Source organism: Rhodococcus sp. NPDC056960 (assembly GCF_042674125.1).
Classification (GTDB): domain Bacteria; phylum Actinomycetota; class Actinomycetes; order Mycobacteriales; family Mycobacteriaceae; genus Rhodococcus_F.
Genome location: NZ_JBHURF010000003.1, coordinates 276200 through 295195, shown reverse-complemented (window position 1 = coordinate 295195; position 18996 = coordinate 276200). Strand labels below are relative to the sequence as shown.

The 18996-nt window shown below is 67.5% G+C and carries 17 protein-coding genes, 1 tRNA gene and 2 pseudogenes; 6 read left to right on the top strand and 14 right to left on the bottom strand.

Annotation, left to right across the window (positions count from 1 at the left end; all coding sequences use genetic code 11):
* Positions 1-7: 7 nt before the first annotated feature.
* On the bottom strand, positions 8-1516 hold the full coding sequence (locus tag ACFTWF_RS06590; RefSeq protein ID WP_378460453.1) for a glutamate-cysteine ligase family protein: 1509 nt from the start codon (positions 1514-1516) through the stop codon (positions 8-10).
* 117 nt (positions 1517-1633) lie between these two features.
* On the opposite strand from ACFTWF_RS06590, the gene ACFTWF_RS06585 reads away from it, so the two are divergent.
* Positions 1634-1894 carry a hypothetical protein gene (locus tag ACFTWF_RS06585; protein ID WP_005251602.1) on the top strand — a complete coding sequence of 87 codons (261 nt, stop codon included), beginning with the start codon at positions 1634-1636 and terminating at the stop codon, positions 1892-1894.
* Between the two features lie 4 nt (positions 1895-1898).
* Here the strand turns inward: ACFTWF_RS06585 and ACFTWF_RS06580 are convergent, their stop codons facing one another.
* A complete protein-coding gene (locus ACFTWF_RS06580; protein ID WP_185725429.1) occupies positions 1899-2687 on the bottom strand; it encodes a M23 family metallopeptidase in 789 nt (262 codons plus the stop codon).
* A 113-nt stretch (positions 2688-2800) separates the two neighbouring features.
* Entirely contained in the window at positions 2801-4273 is a 1473-nt protein-coding gene (gene cycA / locus ACFTWF_RS06575) for a D-serine/D-alanine/glycine transporter (protein WP_378460452.1), read from the bottom strand.
* A 176-nt stretch (positions 4274-4449) separates the two neighbouring features.
* Here cycA and ACFTWF_RS06570 point away from each other — a divergent pair, with 176 nt between their 5' ends.
* A complete protein-coding gene (locus ACFTWF_RS06570; RefSeq protein ID WP_378460451.1) occupies positions 4450-4707 on the top strand; it encodes a hypothetical protein in 258 nt (85 codons plus the stop codon).
* Here the strand turns inward: ACFTWF_RS06570 and ACFTWF_RS06565 are convergent, their stop codons facing one another.
* Complete coding sequence (locus ACFTWF_RS06565; protein WP_378460450.1) at positions 4708-5478, bottom strand: dienelactone hydrolase family protein; 771 nt, start codon at positions 5476-5478, stop codon at positions 4708-4710.
* Between the two features lie 69 nt (positions 5479-5547).
* On the opposite strand from ACFTWF_RS06565, the gene ACFTWF_RS06560 reads away from it, so the two are divergent.
* A tRNA-Arg gene (locus ACFTWF_RS06560) sits at positions 5548-5620 on the top strand.
* Positions 5621-6545: 925 nt separating this feature from the next.
* Positions 6546-8027, top strand: a complete 1482-nt coding sequence (locus ACFTWF_RS06555; protein WP_378460449.1) for a DUF222 domain-containing protein — start codon at positions 6546-6548, stop codon at positions 8025-8027.
* On the opposite strand, the pseudogene ACFTWF_RS06550 reads toward ACFTWF_RS06555, so the two are convergent.
* Positions 8024-8842: pseudogene (locus tag ACFTWF_RS06550) on the bottom strand (DUF4173 domain-containing protein); the annotation flags it as partial. The gene ACFTWF_RS06555 and the pseudogene ACFTWF_RS06550 sit on opposite strands and share 4 nt — an antisense overlap.
* Positions 8766-9077 (bottom strand): annotated as a pseudogene (locus ACFTWF_RS06545) (response regulator); the annotation flags it as partial. The pseudogenes ACFTWF_RS06550 and ACFTWF_RS06545, both read right to left, overlap by 77 nt.
* Before the next feature lie 190 nt (positions 9078-9267).
* Here ACFTWF_RS06545 and ACFTWF_RS06540 point away from each other — a divergent pair.
* Positions 9268-9534 carry a hypothetical protein gene (locus ACFTWF_RS06540; protein ID WP_378460448.1) on the top strand — a complete coding sequence of 89 codons (267 nt, stop codon included), beginning with the start codon at positions 9268-9270 and terminating at the stop codon, positions 9532-9534.
* On the opposite strand, the gene ACFTWF_RS06535 is transcribed toward ACFTWF_RS06540, so the two are convergent.
* Together ACFTWF_RS06535 and ACFTWF_RS06530 are read right to left on the bottom strand one after the other, a co-directional pair.
* On the bottom strand, positions 9484-10077 hold the full coding sequence (locus ACFTWF_RS06535; protein ID WP_378460447.1) for a hypothetical protein: 594 nt from the start codon (positions 10075-10077) through the stop codon (positions 9484-9486). The genes ACFTWF_RS06540 and ACFTWF_RS06535 overlap by 51 nt on opposite strands.
* Entirely contained in the window at positions 10074-12377 is a 2304-nt protein-coding gene (locus tag ACFTWF_RS06530) for an ATP-dependent DNA ligase (protein WP_378460446.1), read from the bottom strand. Before ACFTWF_RS06530 ends, ACFTWF_RS06535 begins: the two co-directional genes overlap by 4 nt.
* 64 nt (positions 12378-12441) lie before the next feature.
* On the opposite strand from ACFTWF_RS06530, the gene ACFTWF_RS06525 reads away from it, so the two are divergent.
* A complete protein-coding gene (locus ACFTWF_RS06525; RefSeq protein WP_378460445.1) occupies positions 12442-13356 on the top strand; it encodes a transporter substrate-binding domain-containing protein in 915 nt (304 codons plus the stop codon).
* Here ACFTWF_RS06525 and ACFTWF_RS06520 read toward each other — a convergent pair whose 3' ends face one another.
* The 6 genes from ACFTWF_RS06520 to ACFTWF_RS06495 form a co-directional block, all read right to left on the bottom strand.
* Positions 13357-13788: an SRPBCC family protein gene (locus tag ACFTWF_RS06520; protein WP_378460444.1), complete on the bottom strand. Its 432-nt coding sequence runs from the start codon at positions 13786-13788 to the stop codon at positions 13357-13359. It abuts the gene before it with no gap.
* 67 nt (positions 13789-13855) lie between these two features.
* Positions 13856-15490, bottom strand: coding sequence for a cation acetate symporter (locus ACFTWF_RS06515; RefSeq protein WP_378460443.1), 1635 nt, complete (start codon positions 15488-15490; stop codon positions 13856-13858).
* A complete protein-coding gene (locus ACFTWF_RS06510) occupies positions 15487-15849 on the bottom strand; it encodes a DUF485 domain-containing protein (RefSeq protein WP_378460442.1) in 363 nt (120 codons plus the stop codon). Before ACFTWF_RS06510 ends, ACFTWF_RS06515 begins: the two co-directional genes overlap by 4 nt.
* A 183-nt stretch (positions 15850-16032) precedes the next feature.
* Complete coding sequence (locus ACFTWF_RS06505) at positions 16033-17790, bottom strand: cation acetate symporter (protein ID WP_378460441.1); 1758 nt, start codon at positions 17788-17790, stop codon at positions 16033-16035.
* A 7-nt stretch (positions 17791-17797) separates the two neighbouring features.
* Positions 17798-18169, bottom strand: coding sequence for a hypothetical protein (locus tag ACFTWF_RS06500; protein WP_378460440.1), 372 nt, complete (start codon positions 18167-18169; stop codon positions 17798-17800).
* Positions 18166-18978: a LytR/AlgR family response regulator transcription factor gene (locus ACFTWF_RS06495; protein ID WP_378460439.1), complete on the bottom strand. Its 813-nt coding sequence runs from the start codon at positions 18976-18978 to the stop codon at positions 18166-18168. Before ACFTWF_RS06495 ends, ACFTWF_RS06500 begins: the two co-directional genes overlap by 4 nt.
* Positions 18979-18996: the final 18 nt, after the last annotated feature.

Genomic DNA, 18996 nt, shown 5'->3' with positions numbered 1-18996 from the left:
CACCCGTTCACACCGGCCAGGTGTGAACGGGGCTCCCCTCGCGCATGTTCTCGACGTACTGACGCAGCATGGCGGCCAGGGCCTCCGGGCGGCCCAGACCGGCGTCCTCGTGCCGGATCACCTGCGCACGCTGCCACGATGCCCCGGTCTGCCGGGTGAGGCACCGGCCCTCGATGACGCTGAGGTAGCGGTCGCGGGCCTTCGCGGACAGTCCGAAGGCGGCGAGACCCTCGTCTGCGATCGGCAGCAGCCGCCGCAGGACGAGCTCGCCGGCGCCCGCGAACCCGACACCGGGCCAGTACAGTTCGGCGTCCATGCCGTACTTCGCGCCGGCGTGCAGGTTCTCCTCGGCGGCGTTGAACGACATCTGCGACCACACCGGCTGCTCCGCCTCGACGAGCCCGCGCAACGCACCGTAGTAGAACGCGGCGTTCGCCATCGTGTCGAGGACGGTCGGGCCCGCCGGCAGCACGCGGTTCTCGATCCGCAAGTGCGGCTTTCCGTCGTCGCTGTCGTAGACCGGCCGGTTCCACCGGTAGATGGTGCCGTTGTGCATCTGCAGTTCGCTGAGGTCGGGCACCCGTCCGGCGTCGAGTTCCGCCGACGGGTCGACGTCGGACATCTCGGGTAGCAGCGCCGGGAAGTACCGGGAATTCTCCTCGAACAGGTCGAACACCGAGGTGATCCACCGCTCGCCGAACCACACGCGCGGCCGCACACCCTGGTTCTTCAGCTCCAGCGGACGCGTGTCGGTGGCCTGCTCGAAGATCGGGATGCGGGATTCGTGCCACAACGCCTTGCCTGCCATGAACGGCGAGTTCGCCGCGAGCGCCACCTGGGCGCCCGCCAGGCACTGCGCGGCGTTCCAGTGGGCGGCGAACTCGTCCGGCGCGACCCGCAGGTGCAACTGGAGGGAAGTGCACGCGGCCTCCGGGAGCACCGAGTTGGCGTCCACCCTCAGCTGTTCGGCGAGCCGGCCCGAAAGCGGCACACCCTCGAGGTCGAGTTCGATGTCCTCACCGCGAGCGGCGAAGATCTGTTCGTTGAGCTGCTCGTAGCGGGGATTCGCGGTGATCCACTCGTAACCGAGGTGCTCGAGCTGCAGCGTCGGCAGCATGCCGATCATCACCAGCTGCGCGTCCTGCCCGTGGATCCGAGCGTCGGCGACGTGCAGCGACGCCCGCAGTGTGCGTTCGAGCTCGAACGTGCCCTCGCCGACGAGCGGACCCGGCCGGACGTTCATCTCGACGTTGAACTGGCCGAGCTCGGTCTGGAACACGGCGTCGTCGTCGATCGACTCGAGTACAGCGAGATTCGACATCGCGGGCGTCATGTCGGCGTGGACGAGGTTGAACTCGATCTCCATCCCCAGCATCGGCCGCGGCGGGTCGACGTCGTCGGCGAACGCACCCTCCCGAAGCATCCGCTCGAGCGCGTCGGCGCACAGCAGCACCTTCTGCCGGAACAGGCGCCGGTCTGCTCGGGTGAATGTCCGAGACGTCACTTCGCGACCCATACCACTCCCCAACTGCGCGTCGAACTGCGCTCACGGGGGAGCATATCCGTTCGGCCCGCGCGAATGCGGGATGGCGGACTAACCTCGAACCAGACGCTGGCGAGCGGAAGGACCGAGATGACACCTGACACCGACTCCAAGAAGAAACCAGAGTTCTCCGTGGGCACGCGGGTGAAAACCCGGCATTCGGCCGATCACGAACTGGCCGAGAAGAAATGGCCCCTGGAGGCCGGCGTGATCGTCGACGATTTCGCCGGCGTCCAGGACATCAGCAACGATTCCTACGGCCGCGACTGGGCCGTGTCACGACGCTGGGCGATCGCCCTCGACAGCGGACCACTCGTGTTCCGCAACGACGACGATCTCGAGCCGGAATAGGCCCTTACGCGTTCGCGCCCGCGTTGCCCCAGGTGACGGACACGCCGCGCTCCTGCAGCCAGCGTGCGGGATCGATCTTGTTGCCGTTCGCGTCGTGCACCTCGAAGTGCAGGTGCGGTCCGGTGGACTGGCCGCGGTTACCGACGTGCGCAATTTCCTGCCCGGCGGTGACGCGCTGTCCGACGCTCACGGTGTAGTCGTTGACGTGTCCGTAGATCGTGACGGTTCCGTCGTCGTGCAGCAGTCGCACCCACAGTCCGAAGCCGGACGCGGGACCGGCGTCGATGACCTGGCCGTCAGCGGCGGCGAGCACCGAGGTGCCGATCGGTGCGGCGATGTCGATGCCGCCGTGGTGCGCTCCCCAGCGGGAACCGAAGTCGGAGGTCAGCTTGCCCGACACCGGCTGCACCGTGTGCGGCTTGACCGGGTTGACGGAGTTGAGCCACTGCTGCGCCTGCGCGCCCAGGTCGGGGCCGCCGAGGTTCTGGGCCGCGGCGCCGAGGTCTGCGGGCAGATCGACACCCGCGGGAAGAACACCGGCCGGGATCTCGAACGGCAGACCCGGCAGGGTCTGCGCGCCGCTCGTCTCGTGGGAGTCGACAGGCGCGGCAGCTGCGTTTCCGGCGCCGAGTTGCGCCGCACCGACCACGATGGCACCGGTGGCGGCCGCAACTGTGGCGGCCTTGATGCCCACACCCGCTCCGGTCTGCTGATTGCGATGGCGTCCACGCGCCGCGGCCGGATCGATCTCGAAGCGAACGGAAGACCCGTTCGCCCGATGGTGGGAACCCACAGTTGATACCTCGTCAGTCGTCGGATTGCAGCTCTCCCCATCCGGGGCAGGCTCCTCTGTCTGGCGAAGAATGTAACAAAACGATATAGGTCCGCGCCACCGTTACCGAACGTTTATCTTTGGCGTTCCTCGAGTTCGGCCTTGAACGCGGCATACCGCGCGCGGTGCGGGGCACGCCGGCGAATCACCGCCCACGCGATCCCGAGCACGATGAACCATACCGGGGTGACGAGGAGCGCCTCGAGGGTGTCGTCTTCCTGAATCAGGGCCCAGATCAGGAATACGAAGAAGGCCAGGACGACCCAGCACATCACCACACCACCGGGCATCTTGAACTTCGAGGCCTCGTGTAGTTCGGGGCGACGCTTCCGGTACACGATGTAGCTGGCCAGGATCATCGTCCACACGAACATGAACAGCACCGACGAGATCGTCGTCACAGTCGTGAAGGCCTCGATCACCGAGTCGCCGGAGAAAAGCAGCGCGATCGCCGACAGCAGGAAGGCGCAGGAGAACATCAGCGCGTTGGCCGGGACCTTGCGGGAACTGAGCCTGCCGAACCGGGCCGGGGCGTCGCCCTCCTGCGCGAGGCCGTAAACCATCCGGGACGTCGAGTAGATCCCCGAGTTCGCCGAGGACGCCGCCGACGTCAGCACCACGAACTGGATGACGCCCGCCGCGATCCCCAGACCGGCCAGGGTGAACATCGCGGTGAACGGGCTCTCGCCGGGCACGACCTCGCGCCACGGCGTGACCGAGATGATCACGATCAGCGACACAACATAGAACAGCAGGATGCGGACCGGGATGGAGTTGATCGCCTTCGGCAGGTTCTTCTCCGGGTCCTTCGCCTCGGCCGCCGTGGTGCCGACGAGCTCGATTCCCACGAACGCGAACACCGCGATCTGGAAGCCGGCGACGAAGCCCATCGCGCCGGTCGGGAACATGCCGCCGTCGTTCCACAGGTTGTCGAACCCGGCCTCCGCCCCGTTGGGCGAGGTGAAGTGGGTGAACACCATGACGAGTCCGACGACGATGAGGCTGAGGATGGCGATGATCTTGATCAGCGCGAACCAGAACTCGGTCTCACCGAACGCCCGCACGGTCGGCAGGTTCAGCAACAGCAGCGCCGCGATGGCCACGAGCGCCGGGATCCACAACTGGAGGTCGGGCCACCAGTACCGCACGTATCCCGAGATCGCGATGATGTCGGCGATGCCGGTGACGATCCAGCAGAACCAATACGTCCACCCCGTGAAGAACCCGGCCCAGGGGCCGAGCAGATCGGCCGTGAAGTCGGAGAACGACTTGTAGTGCAGATTCGACAGCAGCAGCTCGCCCATCGCCCGCATGACGAAGAACAGCATGAAGCCGATGATCATGTAGACGAAGATGACGGACGGCCCGGCGAGCGAAATCGTCTTCCCCGACCCCATGAAGAGGCCCGTTCCGATTGCGCCGCCGATCGCGATCAGCTGGATGTGCCGGTTGGCGAGCTGCCGGGAGAGATGCGGCTCCCCCGCCGTCCCCGAGCCGTCACCCGGTCCCGATCCGATCGAGCCCGTCGAGGAAGTTCGGTCAGCCATGGAACACCTGCAACCCTTCTCAGTCCTTGCCGTCACCGTCCGAAAGCGTGGGTCACGTTACGCCGGGACGGCCCGTGGACCACCGTCGAGGAGGAAATGCGGGGACGAGGGGCTTGACAGAAACCGAGTAGCTAAGGCTAACCTCAGTCCGTCACTTCGAGGCGAGGAGCCTGCACATGATCGACGACCTGATCGAGATCGCATACGCCCAGGGCGCTGTCACCTGCGTGGCTCAGGCCGCCGACGGCGTCGACGAGTACGAACTCGCCCGGGTCGACTCCGTCGCGTCCAGCGTCACCGTCGCGGTGCGCGCCGACGGGAAATTCGCCAAGGCCACGAGCGTCGAGGGATACCTCAGCCTCGGCCAGGTGGTCCGGGCATGCGGACTCGACTACCGGCACGCCACCGCCGGCGCCCGCCAGTTCATCCACTGATCAACCGAGGTGCTCTCCGAAGAAACCGTCGATCCTCGTCCACGCATCGGCGGCGGCTTCCGGATCGGGCACCATCCCCGTGACCTTCATCAGGGGACGCATCACCTTCGGTCCGGCCAGTTCGTCGTTCAGGAACGTATGGCCGGCCGTCGGATACTCCTTCACATCGTGGACCACACCGGCCCGGGTCAGTGCCGACTCCAACTTGGCTGCCGAGTTCCGCAGGGCGAAGTCCTTCCCGCCGTAACTGGCCACCACCGGGCACGCACCCGCCACCGCCGCATCCAGGTCACGCGGCAGAACCCCGTAGTTCGGGGCCGCCGCGTCGAACCCCGTGCGCAACGTCATCAGCGCGAACCCGCCGCCCATGCAGAACCCGATCACGCCGATCTTCCCGGTGCAGTCCGGCGAACCGGCCAACCACTGACGCGCGGCCTCGATGTCCCCGTACGCCCGGCCCCTACCCGACAGCATCGCCCGCATCGTCGACACCAGGCATCGGCGCGCGCCGCCCGCACTGAACAAATCCGGCGCCACCGTCAAAAACCCCGATTCCGCCAGCCTGTCGGCCTGCCGGCGCATCACATCGTCCAACCCGAACGCCTCGTGCACCATCACCACCCCCGGCCACGGACCCGCACCCGACGGCCTCGCCAGATAGCCGTGCAAATTCAGCGAACCGTCGTGCCGTGCAGCGAGGTCGGTCAAGTCGATCTCGGACATATGCGTCTCCCGTTCCGTCGTCACCACCAGAACATCTGCGACAACCATGCCCTCCCCATCGCGGGAGCACCACCACTCCCGCTACACTCACCTCGGTGTGCGCCCAGCGCATGCCGCGCCTTCGTAGCTCAGGGGATAGAGCAACCCTCTCCTAAAGGGTAGGTCGCAGGTTCGAATCCTGCCGAGGGCACTTCGACTCACCGCGAGGCGACGCACGAACGGCGCCGAGCCCGCCCCGCTCTCGGAAAGTCCGATAACAGAATGGGGCGCCCACACCGTGGACGCCCCGCACGAGCGAATTGGTTGAGCTAGCTCGGCTAGCCCCCGACCCCAGCGCTTCTAAACACGTCGAGTAGGTGTATCAACGCGACGCTCGTTCCCACTAGTGCCGATATCAATTTGGCGTACTGCGTGGCCTTATTGATCCAACCTCGTCGTTCCGTGGATTTGCGATGTTTTCTCATCTGGTTGCCTTTGGTTGTCGCTCGATTGCGGAATGTGCATGGGCGCAGGCTTCACACGAAGTCTGCGGGCAGGAAGTTCTCGAACTCCCGCACATCTGGCGCGTTCGACGCGACAACCATCGGAACCAGTCGTTATTTTACTGCGGTTCGACGCTGGGCGGAACTAACGAACCCTTTCAACGTAGACGCCGCCACCATCGGGTCTTCCTGCTGCGCCACCTTCCTCCTCGACGGCATCGAGAAAGGTTGTCAACGCTGCCGGCACCTCGAGTGCCTTGAATGCGGTCTACGCTCTTCGCCATTCCTTCATGTACGTGAGAATCACGAACCCGGGCCCGAGCGAGCCGAGTGAAGGGGATCGACGCCAGATACCAATTCCATCCGTATGCGCAGCCGAGCGCCAGGTCAGGGCGATGGCAATCAGTACATTTCTTCGTCGTAGATGAAGTCATCCATCGGTGCCGCCTTCGTCGAGTGGGAATCGAAGCGTATTCATCCCCGCCGACAGAATCGCGGAAAAGCGGACCGCGATCGCGCGGTCGCCTCACGACCATCACAGAGAACCGCCCGAGACGAGTGAGCCGGTTTCTTGTCGGTGGGTAGCGGTAGCATCGAAGGACGTTCAGCGGGGGCTGGATGAACGGGGGGCGAATGATGTTGACGCAGAGCCAGTTAGACGCGACACCACCGGGTATCGTCGCGCTCGAAGACCTGCGTGCGCACAAGGCCGTGCTCGCGCGCACGCAGTACGCACAGGTCATGGCGCTCACCGACTTCTACGACCTGTGCTCGGACGAAGACGAACGCCGCGGCATCAACCCCGCCCACTCCGGCAGGCACGCCTCCGTCGAACTGTCCGTCGCTCTCGGCATGAACGAAACCACCGCCACCGCCTGGATCGAACTCGGTCTCGAGCTACGCCACCGCCTGCACGGCACCCACGACGCATTCGCCGCGGGGCACATCGATCTCGACCAGACCCGGGTCATCGCCGCCATGCTCGACGGTGCCAGCGACGACAAACTCGACATCCTCGAAGCCGCGATCCTCGACGGTCGCCCGCTGCCGCCCTCGAAACTGCGGGCACGCTGCCGCCGACTCGTCGCCCGACACGACCCGGACAGTCTCCCCCACCGTGCGAAACTCGCGGCAGCCGACCGCGACGTCCGCGTCCGCCCCGCCGACAACGGCATGTCCTACCTCGACGGAAATCTTCCCGCCGCCGACGCCCACACCATCGGCATGCGCCTGCGCGAGATGTCCATCCACGACGTCTGCAGCATGGACCCACGCACGCTGGCCCAGCGCCGCGCCGATGCACTCACCGCGCTGGCCGACGGCACCGGCGCACTCGTCTGCCGCTGCCGCAGCGAACACTGCCACACTCGCAGCGGACGGCCCGCCACCCGCAGGGCACCCCTCATCCAGGTCGTCATCAACGCCGGAACGCTGCTCGGTCTCGACGACGCCCCCGCCCACCTCGACGGCTACGGTCCCATCGACGCCGACACCGCCCGCGCACTGGCCGCCGACGGCGTCTTCCAGCGCGTCCACACCCTGACCGCCGAGAACGGTGGATCAGTCCTCGGGGTCGGTGCCGTGTCCAGCCGGCCCGGTATCCCCCCGGCCTGGATCGCAGCCACCGCCGACAGCGCGGCCACGACCTACACCCCCGGAGCCGCACTGGCCCGCCTCGTACGCGCCCGCGACGGTCTGTGCCGTTTCCCCAACTGCCAGGTCCCCGCCCGCAACTGCGACCTCGACCACATCATCCCCTTCGACCACGAACAGCCCGAAAAAGGCGGCCTCACTGTCGAATCGAATCTCGCCTGCCTGTGCCGCCGCCATCACCGGCTCAAGACGGACGGAACGTGGACCTACCGACACACCGGCGCCGGCCTTCTCGAATGGACCACACCCCGCGGCGAGATCATTGCCACCGAACCCGAGGGCGCCGCACTCACACTCACCCACGGCACCAATCGGATTCGCGGCATCGAACTCATGTCCCAACGCTCCCACGCCGAACACGACCTCGATTACCTCATCGAACTCCACCGAAGACCACGGCGCAGGAAGAGGTCGCCACAGCCGGACGTCCGGCACTCACCCGGAGAACCACCACCGTTCTAGGGGTTGCTGCGCGCAACCTGATCACAGGAGCCGACGGGATGCGCGGTCAGGACCTCCCGCGCGCGATCACGGGCGGCGTTGTACTCGTACCACGCCGACCCGTCCTCGACCTGCCGATCGAGGCGGTGCAATGCGCACGACCGTTCCGGCTCGGGCAGGCGATCGAGGGCGGGGACGGCGTCGACGGACAACGAACCGAGGTAACTCACATCGATCCGACCGGTTTCAGCGAACCGCTCGACATTCTTCCGGGCCACATACGCGTCCGGATCGATCGCGGCGAGAATCAGCACCCCACCGACCGCGGAGGCCAGGACGGCGCGCGGCAACCACCACCCCGACAACCGCACCCCGGCGGCGATCAACAGCACGAACACGATCCCCAGCCACAATTCCGTCACCATCACCGTCAGGCGCAACCGGGTGTACCCGTACTGGCTCTCGTACAACGACATTCGATGGATCGCCGACGCCACGACGACGAGCGACAACACGCAGAGCAGGCCGACCAGCACCCGCACGAGGATGCGGTCCGCTGCGTCGACGCGCGCCGCCTTCCGGACCGCGACAGCGATCACCACCAACGTCAGCGCGGTCACGGTGAGCAACTGCCAGAAACCCTGCCGCGCGTACTCGGCGTATGTGAGGTCTGCCGTGGTCAGCACATGGGTGTTGCCACCGAACAACACCGTCAGCTGCACGATGACGAACCCCAGGAACAGCAGATCCAGCAGCGCGAGCGGAAACGCCCACTCCCACCGGGCAACCGGGCGTCCGGGCCTCGGGGCGAGGGCGTCGACCCGAGGCGTGTGCCGTGAGCACCGGCACCGGACGCACCGCCTGGACCCGCCGGCAGACCTCCAGACCGTCGAATCCCGGCAGCATCACGTCGAGAACCAGGACGTCAGGCGACGAGGCCTCGCACTCCGAGACAGCGGCCGGACCGTCCGACGCCATCACGACGTCGAAACCTTCGGCACGCAACCGCGCCGCCACCGCGTCGCAGATGGTCGCCTCGTCGTCGACGACGAGCACTCGTTTCTGGCTCATTCCCCGACTGTATTGGGCGCACGTGCGGATCCTGGTCGGAGCCTGTGAAGATTCTGTGCAGGTTTGCCCTCGACCTCCGGCGGGTGGGTGATGTGCACCCTGGGGTGCCTGTCGAAGGGGCTGTATCCGGCGCAAGGTTGTCTTGTCAGCCCAGCCGGATCGACCGAACCCACCGAAGGTAGATCACGTCATGTCGCACACCAAGACCCGCATCGCGATCGGTGCCGGCGCCGCGTTCGCCGTCTCCGTCGTCGGTGCGGCCGGGATCGCTGTCGCCGCGGGCACGGCGCCGCCGAGTTCCGACGTCGGAGTCTCCGAGAAACACCAGGCCCCGGACGCGACGCCCGCCCCCATGAAGATCTTCACGCCCCCGTCCCTGCACGTCCCCACACCCCACCCGCCCGGTTCATTCGACACTGCGTCGGTGGGCCCATTCGAACCAGCCGCCTGGCGGTAATTCCAGCGGCGGCTGCTGCGCACCGTCCGGCGCCTCGACGAGCGCGTGCGCCGGTTCCGGCCACAGTGTCTCCACCCGCTCGGCGGCGTCGGCGAACACGGCGGAGTCGAGGTCCATCCGAGACTCCGGCACCCCGAAGTACGGCCACGCCGTGATCATCGACCACCGTTTCGGAGGAGGGAGCGGCTGCAGGAAATACGTCTTGTCGCCGGTGATGGGCCCACCGCGGCCCGCTCCGCCGTGCAGCCCATCGGTCATCCGGGCACCCGGAAGGTTGGTGAACACGCTGCCGTCCGCGTACTCCACGCCGAACAGGAACGGCCCGCTGCTCTGTGGGGAACCGGGTTTGCCGAAGCCGAACATGTCCAGCAGGACCGTCGACTCCGGTCTGCGCGCCTGAATCGTGAATTCGACCCCGCAGCTGTACACGTGGACGTCGGTCAGCCACAGCACGAGCGACTCGGTGTGGGCCAGCACGGCGTCGACCGGCACGCAGACGGGAATCTCGTTCTCCGGGGTCGATTGAAATCGGATACCGGTCATGACGGTTGCTCCACCTCGACTTCTGCTGGTGTCTTGTCGTCCCGCAGCCCGCGCCAACTGGGGTGCCGCAGTCTTCTCGAACCGGTCCAATCCATGAACCGCACCTCCGCCACCAGCGTGGGAGTGACCCACACGGCACCCTTGCGGTCGGCGGTCGGAAGGTCGTCGACGAAGGGGGTGGTGTCGGTTTCGAGCGGGCTCAGGGTGGACGCGAGTTCCTGCAGATCCCGTTCGGTGAAGCCGGTTCCGACGCGTCCGATGTAGTGCAATCCGCCGTCCTCGGGAACACCGAGGAGCACCGATCCGATTCCGCTCGACCGCCCGCCCTGACCGCGGCGCCACCCGCCGATCACGGCCTCCTGGGTGCGCCAGTTCTTCACCTTGATCCAGCTCGACCCGCGCTTGCCCGGCAGGTAGACGGATTCGCGGCGCTTGGCCACCACGCCCTCCCACCCCCGGCCGCGGCTCTCGTCCAGAGCCTCCTGCGCGGACCCGTCCAGTAGCGGGGGGACCACCAGGTCGTCCACTGTGGCGGCCAGCGCCTCGAGGACGCGTCGCCGGTCGGTGTACTTCTTGCGCAGCAACGAGACCCCGTCGAGATACAGCACGTCGAACGCGAGGAAGTGCGGTTCGTTGCCCTGCTGCAGCAGGCCGAAGTTGGGGACACCGCGCTCGTCGAACGCGACCACCTCGCCGTCCAGCACCACCTCGTGGTCCCCGAGAGACTCGGCGAGCCAACCCAATTGCGCGTAGTCGCCGGTCTTGTCGTTGCCGGCCCGGCTGGTCAGCTTCAGCTGCCCGCCGCCGATCTCGGCGATCACCCTGATGCCGTCCCATTTGCCTTCGAACGCCCATTCGTCGGCATCCAGCCCGTCGAGAGTGCCGGGACTGGCGAGCATCGGTGACAGTCCGCGCGGCAACTCCGGCGACCCCGATCCGCCGGGGGTCTGGTCCTTCATCAGATGCATCAGCCACTGATCGCCCTTGGTGCGGATCAACGCGAACCGGCCGTCCACCTGCTCGCCGTGCAACCGGACGATCACCTCGTCGTCCCGCCACTTCTCGGTGTCGTACGTGCCCGTGTCCCAGATGGTCATCTCCCCGCCGCCGTACTCACCCTTGGGGATGGATCCCGAGAAGGTCAGATACTCGAGCGGGTGGTCCTCGGTGTGCACGGCCAGCCGGTTCTCCCCCGTCGTCGTCGGCACGTTCTTCGGCACCGCCCACGACGCGAGCACTCCGTCGCGTTCGAGACGCAGGTCGTAGTGGAGGCGCCGGGCGTGATGTTCCTGGATGACGAAGCTGTTGCCCTCCCCCGGCCGCACCGTGTCCGGCATCGGCTCGGGTGTCCGCCCCGGGTCGCGCTTGCGCCGGTACTCGGCGAGGGCCGGGTCGTTCTCGATCGGCGGATCCAGCCCGTCGAGGAGGTCGCCGTCCGACTCCCACCGCTCGAGCACTTCCTCGAACCGCAGCTGACGCAGGTCGGGATCGTCGAGTTCGTCCCAGCTGCGCGGCGCCGCGACATACGGCTGGGCCCGTCCCCGCAGCGAGTACGGGGCGATGGTGGTCTTGGACGGATTGTTCTGGCTCCAGTCGACGAAGACCTTGCCCGCGCGCACCGACTTCGCCATGGTGGCGGTGACGAGTTCGGGGCGCAGCTTCTCCAGTCCGGTCGCCACTTGTTTCGCGACGGTCGACGCGCCGGAGCCGGCCAGCTTCCGGTCGAGTGGAACGTACAGGTGAATGCCCTTGCTGCCGCTGGTGACCGGGTACGCCGTCCAGCCGAGGTTCGCGACGAGGTCCCGCACCGCGCGGGCCACCTCCGCGCATTCGGCCAACCCGATACCCGGTCCGGGGTCGAGGTCGAAGACGATGCGGGTGGCCGGTCCCCGGTGCGCGTGGTCGAATCGCCACTGCGGCACGTGCAGTTCGAGGGCCGCCTGCTGCCCCGCCCAGGCGAGCGCCGCGACGGAGTTCAGGAGCGGATAGTGCACGGACCGATCCGAATGTTCGAGCGCGCGCCGCTCCAGCCAGGCCGGCGCGGACGCCGCGAGGTTCTTCTCGAAGAACGGTTCACTGTCGACGCCGTTGGGCCAGCGTTTACGGGTGGCCGGACGGTCGACGACGTGCGGGAGCATGGCGGCCGCGATACGCGTGTAATAGTCGATCACCTCGCCCTTCGTCGTGCCCGATTCCGGGTAGAGGACCTTGCCGAGATTGGTCAGGGACAGGCGATGTCCGTCGATCGTCACCTGACGAGCACCCGCAGTCGGCACGCGAACCTCCCTCCGCCAATACATACATATTGTGCGCCGCGCGGCCCCTTCGGTGGCCGTATCGCACCCCGGCAGGCAAGATGACGGGGTGCCCCGCCGACGAAGGACAGCTCTCGCCGCCCTATCCGCCGCGCTGACGCTGCTCGCCGCATCCTGCACAACCGACTCGGCGTCGGACGTCGAAACCCAGGCCGACGCGTCGACGATTCCCGAAGCGTTCACCAAACTTCCGTCCACCCGCGCGGTCGGCGACTGCGCCCCGGGCAGCGGCGTCACCGCCCGGGACGGCGTGTTCACCATCGCGACCGACAGTCCGTCGTACCAACCGTGGTTCGTCGACGGCGACCCGTCCAACGGCAAGGGCTACGAGGGCGCCGTGGCCCGTGAGGTGGTCGAGAAGCTCGGATACGGTCCGGATCAGGTGCAGTTCGAGACCGTCGCGTTCAACGATGCGCTGGCGGCCGGTCCGAAGGACTTCGATTTCGCCATCGACCAGTTCACGATCGTCGACACCCGGCGCGAGACGGTCGACTTCAGCTCGCCGTACTACGCTGTCACGCAGTCGGTGTTGGCGCTGAAGAATTCTCCCGCCGCGCGGGCCAAATCGCTCGCCGACCTCGCGCCGTTCCGTCTCGGGGCGCAGGTGGGTTCCACGAGTTTCGACGCCATCACCCAGACCGTGCAGCCCCGCCAGGCGCCGGTCAGTTTCACCACCACCGACGACGCCAAGGCCGCGCTGGCCGCCGGCGCCATCGACGCGTTGGTGGTGGACATCCCGACCGGATTCCAGATCACCGCCAACGAGGTGAAGGACAGCGTCCTCGTCGGCCAATTCCCGCGCCCCAACGCCGTCACCGAATTCTTCGGCCTCGTGCTGGAGAAGAACAGCCCGCTCACCGCGTGCGTCTCCGCCGCCGTCGACTCCCTCTACGCCGACGGGACGCTGGACGCGCTTGCCGCCGAGTGGATCACCGACACCGGCGGCGCGCACGTCCTCGACTGATCAGGCGTACAGCTCGACGAACGTCTGCAGCGATTTCTCGATATCGCCCTTCAGCGCCTTCGCGACGCCGGAGCCGATGGGCCCGAACAGGGGCGCGCCACCGAGTTCGATGGTGAACGCGACCTCGGAGGCGTCGCCCTTCGCCTTGACGTCGAGCACCAGTCCGAGCTTCACGCCACCCTTGCCGTCACCTTTGAGCACGATGCGGTTCGGGGCGTCGTACTCCTTGATCGTCCACTTCACGCGGTTGCGGAGCCCCTTGACCGTGACCACGGAACTGATTTCGGTACCCGCCGTGAGGGTCTCGGGGAGCTCGCCGCGCCAGCCGTCGTGGACGACGAACCACTTGTCGAAGTCCCGCAGATTCGAGGCCTTCTCCCAGGTGTCCTGGGGGCTGAGGGGAACATCGGTCTTGACCGTGAGTTTCGCCATCCCTGCAGCCTACGGCCGTGAGTACTAGTCAACCGCGGGCGGTTGACAAGTACTCACGAGCGCAGCACTAGTGCGAGACGGCCTTCTCCACACCGACACCGGTGAGCGACCGGACCTCCATCTCGGCCTGCTTGGCGGGGTCCTCCGCCTTGCGCCGGCCGATGTAGGTGCCGACGATGCCGAGCACGAACGCCAGCGGGATGGAGACGATGCCCGGGTTGGCGAGCGGGAAGAGGTCGAAGTCGGCGTTCGGGAACATCGACGATGCCTTGCCGGACACGGCCGGGGAGAACACGATCAGCAGCAGGCAGCTGATCAGGCCGCCGTAGATGCTGAACAGCGCGCCGGTGGTGTTGAACTTCTTCCAGAACAACGAGTACAGCAGCGTCGGCAGGTTGGCCGATGCGGCCACGGCGAAGGCGAGCGCCACCAGGAAGGCGATGTTCTGGCCCATCGCGAGGATCCCGAGGACGATCGACACGAGACCGATCACGACCACCGTGATCCGCGAGACCCGCACCTGGGACTCCTCCGATGCGTGTCCGCGCTTGATGACGCTGGCGTAGATGTCGTGGGCGAACGACGCGGACGCCGTGATCGCGAGCCCCGCCACCACCGCGAGGATGGTCGCGAACGCGACCGCGGAGATGATCGCGAGGAAGATGGTGCCGCCCAGTTCGAACGCGAGCAGCGGCGCCGCCGCGTTCTCCTTACCGGGCGCCGCGAGGATGACGTCGGGGCCGACCATCTTCGCCGCACCGTAGCCGAGCACCAGGGTGAACAGGTAGAACGCGCCGATCAGTCCGATCGCCCAGGTGACCGAGCGGCGAGCCTCCTTGGCGGTGGGGACGGTGTAGAAGCGCATCAGCACGTGCGGCAGACCCGCGGTGCCGAGGACCAGAGCGATTCCGAGCGAGATGAAGTCGAGCTTGCTCATCGAGCTGATGCCGTACTTGGCGCCGGGGGCGAGGATGTCGCGACTGGCGATCGCCTCGTTCGCGGAACCGCTGACCGTCGCCTGGGCGTCGGCGAGCAGCTGGGAGAAGTTGCCGCGCACCGCGAACAGCACGAGGAAGAACATGATGCCCGCACCGGCCACGAGCAGGACCGCCTTGACCATCTGCACGTAGGTGGTGCCCTTCATGCCGCCGATCAGCACGTACACGATCATCAGCACACCCACGACCGCGACGACGATGCCCTGGCCGACCTTGCCGTCGATGTTCAGCAGGAGGGCGACGAGTCCGCCGGCACCGGCCATCTGCGCGAGGAGGTAGAACAGCGAGACCACGAGCGTGGACAGCGCCGCGGCCATCCGCACGGGGCGCTGCTTCAGCCGGAAGCTCAGTACGTCCGCCATCGTGAACCGGCCGGTGTTGCGCAACAGTTCCGCGACCAGCAGCAGAGCCACCAGCCAGGCGACGAGGAAGCCGACCGAGTACAGGAAGCCGTCGTACCCGTACACCGCGATGGCACCGGCGATACCGAGGAACGAGGCGGCCGACAGGTAGTCGCCCGCGATGGCGAAACCGTTCTGCGGACCGGAGAACTGGCCGCCGCCGGTGTAGAAGTCGGAGGCCTTCTTGGTGGTACGGCTCGCCCGGATCACGATGGTCATGGTGATCACGACGAACGCCACGAAGATGGCGATGTTGAGGAGCGGGTTGCCGACGTCGGTGCCGGCCGCGAGCGTGGTGATCACTTGACGGGTCCTTCCAGCTCTTCACGGATGGCGGCGGCGCGGGGGTCGAGTTCCCGGTTCGCGAACTTGACGTACAGCGCGGTGATCACGAACGTGGTCACGAACTGGCCGAGACCGAGGATGATTCCCAGGTTGATGTTGCCGATCACCTTGGTGGCCATGAACTCGGGCGCGTACGTGGCCAGCAGCACGTATGCCGCGTACCAGGCGAGGAAGAACGCCGTCATCGGGAAGACGAAGCTACGCAGGCGGTGTCGCAACTCCTGGAACTCCGGGCTCGCCTGCATGTCTACGAAGGCTTGCGCATCAGGGGTGCACCGCTTCTGCGGTGCGCCCTCACTGAGGTCGGCTGTGGTCACTGCAGACTCCTTGGTCGCGTGTGAGTGATCTGGGTGCCGACGTTAGTGAGAGTTGAATCACAGAAATAGCCTGTGGCGTCAGTCACACGGCGAGCTGCCGGACTGTGCGCCGAACGGTCACCCGACCGCGACAAGCGGCTCCGCCCCGTGCGCCTTTCTGGTTGCGGGAGCTACCAAAAAGGCTCACGGGGAGCGGAGCTCCCTCTCGCGGTCGGAGCCGACGCCGAGGCGTTCGGGGGCGTGCATGCGGGTAAAGATGCGGCCGACATCGGCAGGGACCTGCCTGCGCGTTGCTTTGCTGACCAGCACCATCGTGGCGAAGGCCAGCGGAACGCTGACGGCGGCCGGGTACGCGACCATCGCGGCGGGCCAGCCGTTCCAGACGTCGACGGTGAACCCGCCGAACACCGACACACCGGCGGCGCAGCCGGCGACGAGCCCGCCCGCGACCATCCCGGCACCCGCCCCGGCGGCGGTCAGGCCACGCCACCAGATCCCGAGCACGAGCAGTGGGCACAGCGTCGACGCCGCGACCGCGAACACCAGCCCCACGGTCCGCGACAGATCCAGCGACGTCACCGCCAGCGACAGCACCAGCGGCACCGCCCCGGCCAGGACGGCGGCGATCCGGAAGTCCCGGATCCGCCCGCGCAGGACGTCGGTGCTGAGCACGCCGGCGATACTGACGAGCAGGCCCGACGACGTGGACAGGAACGCGGCGATGGCCCCGGACGCGACCAGTGCGGCGAGGAGTTGCCCGGCCCACCCGGAGATCACGGAGCCGGGCAGCAGCAGGACCGCGGCGTCGGACGTGCCGGTGATGAGCAGTTGCGGCACGTACAACCGCGCGAACACCCCGAGCAGTGTGGGAAACAGGTAGAACACCCCGAGCAACCCGACCACGGCCAGCGACGTCAGCCGGGCGGCCCGACCGTCGGGGTTCGTGTAGAAACGGACCAGCACGTGCGGCAGCCCGAGCGTGCCGAGGAACGTGGCGAGGATCAGTGAATACACCTGGTACATGGGGTGTTCGCCGCCGAATCCCCAGCCGGGGGCGATCCAGTCGGCGTTGTCGGCGGGTGCGCCCGCGACCACGGGCACGGGGACGCCCGCCTCGAGGGTCATCGTGGTGCCCTCGCCGAGGTGGTGCTCACCCGGTTCGAGCCGGACGTCACCGGTCGCCTCGACGCCGTCGATCGTCCCCGACCCGCCGACCGTGACCGGCGCGGACACCTGGACGACGACGTCGGTGGTGATGTCGACGGTGGTCTGCTCGCTCACGGTGGGCGGCGCGGCCGACCCGAGTTCGTGCTGGTCGGCGAAGAAGTACACCGACAGCACCAGCGCCGGGATCGCGACCGCGGTGAGTTTGAGCCAGTACTGGAAGGCCTGCACGAACGTGATCGACCGCATGCCGCCGCCGACGACGTTGGCGATCACGATGATTCCGACGACGACGGCCCCGACCCAACTCGGCACGCCCAGAAGAATGTTCAGAGTGAGCCCGGCCCCCTGGAGTTGCGGGACGAGGTACAGCGCGCAGACGACGGCGACGACGAGCATGGCAAGGGTGCGGATCCGGCGGGAGCCGAGCCGGAACTCGGCGAAGTCGGGCACCGTGTACGCGCCGGACCGCCGCAGTGGCGCCGCGACGAAGAGCAGCAGACCGAGGTACCCGGCCGTGAATCCGATCGGATACCAGAGGGCGTCGGCGCCGTATTTCGCGATGAGGCCGGCGACCCCGAGAAAGGATGCGGCCGAGAGGTACTCGCCGGAGATCGCGGCGGCGTTCCACCGGGGGCCGACGCTGCGGGACGCGACGAGGAAGTCGGAGGTGGTGCGCGCCAATCGCACTCCGTAGATGCCGATCGCCACCGTCGCGACCGCGGCCGCCACGAGACCGGCCACGGTCAGCCAGGGTATGGGTTGGTCGGTGGTCACGGGACGCTCAGTCGTCCACCAGGTCCGCGAATTCCTGCTCGTTGCGCTCCGCCTGGCGCACGTAGATCCAGCCGGTGGTGAGCAGCACCGGGTACACGAGCACCCCGAGCACGACCCACGGCAGCCGGATCCCCAGCACCGACACGTTCGACAGCGCCGGGAACAGGAACATCACCACCGGCACCGCGCACAGCAGGCACGCCGCGAGGAGCGCGAGCCGGACCGCCAGCACGAGTTGGGTGCGCACGAGCCCCCGGATCATCGCGTCCCCGACCGCGGTCTGCTCCTGCACCTCGACCCGGGTGCGGACGATGCGCGCCCCGCGGCGCTGGGCGAGGACGACGCGTTCCCGCTGCGGTCCGCGCTCGGGCGAACTCATCGCGCGGTCCACGATTGTTTCGGCGCCCGCACCAGCCGGTCCTTGAGCATCCGGGTGTGCCTGCGGCTGACCGGCAGTTCGACCGGCGGGTGGTCGCCGTGCGCGCGCAGGCACACGACGAGCCCGGTGCCGACGGTCCGGATTCCGGTCACGCGCGGCAACGCGACGAGGTACGAGCGGTGGACCCGCAGGAATCCGGCGTCCGCCCAGCGGGTCTCCAGCGCCGAGATGGGGATGCGGACGAGGTGGGATCCGTCCGCGGTGTGCAACCGCGCGTAGTCGCCGTCCGCTTCGACCCACTCGACGGACGAACGGTGGACGAGTGTGGTGATGCCGCCCAGTTCGACGGGGATCACCTCGTCGGCCTGCGCCGCCGGTTCGGTGGTCCCGCTGCGCCGGCTGCGGCGCTCGACGATGCGGCGGACGGACTCCGCGAGACGCTCCTCGCGCAGGGGCTTGAGCAGATAGTCGACGGCACCGAGGTCGAAGGCGGCGACCGCCCGGTCGTCGTGGGCGGTCACGAACACCACCTGCGGCGGCGACGCGAAGTTCGCGAGGATCCCGGCCAGTTCCAGACCGTCCAGTCCGGGCATGTTGATGTCGAGGAAGACGGCGTCGACGTCGCCGTCCCGGAGGATGCGCAGCGCCGTGGTGGCATCGCCCGCGGTCCGGATGTCCCCGACCGCGTCCTGGGCGCGCAGCAGGAACGCCAGCTCGTCGAGGGCGGGTTTCTCGTCGTCGACGGCCAGCACTGTGAGGGGCGCGTCCGTGCCGGACGAGCTGGGGGCCATGGCGTCAGTGTGGTTCACAACGCCAGCAATCGTCGC